Source organism: Sulfitobacter sp. HI0040 (assembly GCF_001634885.1).
Classification (GTDB): Bacteria; Pseudomonadota; Alphaproteobacteria; order Rhodobacterales; family Rhodobacteraceae; genus Sulfitobacter.
This window is the reverse complement of the sequence record NZ_LWEX01000229.1, coordinates 1-1,884: the sequence shown is the minus strand read 5'-3', so window position 1 is coordinate 1,884 and position 1,884 is coordinate 1. Positions and strand designations below refer to the sequence as shown.

Genomic DNA, 1,884 nt, shown 5'->3' with positions numbered 1-1,884 from the left:
ACCATGGCAAAGGCAAAGTTTGAACGTAACAAGCCGCACGTAAACATCGGCACGATCGGTCACGTTGACCACGGCAAGACGACGCTGACGGCGGCGATCACGAAGTACTTCGGCGACTTCCGCGCCTACGACCAGATCGACGGCGCGCCCGAAGAGAAGGCCCGCGGCATCACGATCTCCACCGCGCACGTGGAATACGAGACCGAAGCACGCCACTACGCGCATGTGGACTGCCCCGGCCACGCCGACTACGTGAAGAACATGATCACCGGTGCGGCGCAGATGGACGGCGCGATCCTGGTGGTGAACGCGGCCGACGGCCCGATGCCCCAGACCCGCGAGCACATCCTGCTGGGCCGTCAGGTCGGCATCCCGGCGATGGTCGTCTACATGAACAAGGTCGACCAGGTGGACGACGAGGAACTGCTCGAGCTGGTGGAGATGGAGATCCGCGAGCTGCTGTCCTCCTATGAGTACCCCGGCGACGACATTCCCGTGATTCCCGGCTCCGCGCTGGCGGCGATGAACGGCGAGAACCCCGAGATCGGTGAAAACTCCATCCGCAAGCTGATGGAAGAGGTCGACAACTACATCCCGACGCCCGAGCGCGCCGTGGACCAGCCCTTCCTGATGCCGGTCGAGGACGTGTTCTCGATCTCCGGCCGTGGCACGGTTGTGACGGGCCGCGTCGAGCGTGGCGTGATCAACGTGGGCGACGAGATCGAGATCGTCGGCATCCGCGACACCAAGAAGACGACCTGCACGGGCGTCGAGATGTTCCGCAAGCTGCTGGACCGTGGTGAAGCGGGCGACAACATCGGCGCGCTGCTGCGCGGTATCGACCGTGAAGGCGTCGAGCGTGGCCAGGTGCTGTGCAAGCCCGGCTCCGTGAAGCCCCACACCAAGTTCACTGCCGAGGCCTATATCCTGACCAAGGAAGAGGGTGGCCGTCACACGCCGTTCTTCGCCAACTACCGCCCGCAGTTCTACTTCCGCACTACGGATGTGACCGGCACGGTTCAGCTGCCCGAAGGCACCGAGATGGTGATGCCGGGTGACAACCTGCAGTTCGACGTGGAACTGATCGCGCCGATCGCGATGGAAGACGGTCTGCGCTTCGCCATCCGCGAAGGTGGCCGCACCGTGGGCGCCGGCGTTGTGAGCAAGATCACCGAGTAAGCCCTAAGGGCCTACCGCCTGTCAGACAGAAAGAGGGCCATCCCCAGTGGGGGTGGCCCTTTTGCGTTGCTGGATGCCGGGCGAGGCCGGGGGCGCTGCCCCCGGACCCCCGGGATGATTTGCCATTTGGAAGGGGGGGCAGTTCGATAAATTTTGGTAGGCTTTGGCGGTTGGAAGTTGCGTTAAAAGCTTCCCGTCGCTTTTATGGCCAAGCAATGGCGGGGCCACGCGAATAACTTCAGGATGGGAGCAAAGCAGGCAGGTATGAGCGATCAGAAGGAAGAAGCCGTTTCGGCACAGCTCGCGGCATCCCTGCTGACGCCATTCGTGCTCTACATGGCCGGGAGGATCGATGCGGCTGACCGGCGGGCCACCTTGCTGGCGGGTGGCGGCGTCGCCTTCATTGCCTACCTGCTGGAGGTTGGCAAATCGATGGACCCGGCCATCCTGCCGCTCATTCCGTATCTCGTGTCTTTGGGCCTTGCCGCCGCGAGCGTCTTTACCGCCGGACTGGCCCTGTTTCCCCGGATCAGCAACGCGGATGATTGGCCAAGCAAGATTTTCCTTGGGCGGGAAGAGGGTGCTGGGATCCTCGAGACCATTCTGACGAGCGAGAAACAGGCGCTTTCGGGCATGATCGATTCCCAGATCGTGCTGGGCCGCATCCTTAAGAAGAAGAACGGCTATACTTATCACGCCGGTATA

Annotated in this window: 2 protein-coding genes; both read left to right on the top strand. The window is 62.6% G+C overall.

Annotated features, from left to right (window positions below):
• Window positions 1-3: 3 nt before the first annotated feature.
• Window positions 4-1,179, top strand: a complete 1,176-nt coding sequence (gene tuf / locus A3728_RS12805; RefSeq protein ID WP_067924358.1) for an elongation factor Tu — start codon at window positions 4-6, stop codon at window positions 1,177-1,179.
• A 264-nt stretch (window positions 1,180-1,443) separates the two neighbouring features.
• Window positions 1,444-1,884 (top strand): hypothetical protein (locus tag A3728_RS12800; protein WP_150120778.1); only part of this gene is annotated, 441 nt, incomplete at its 3' end.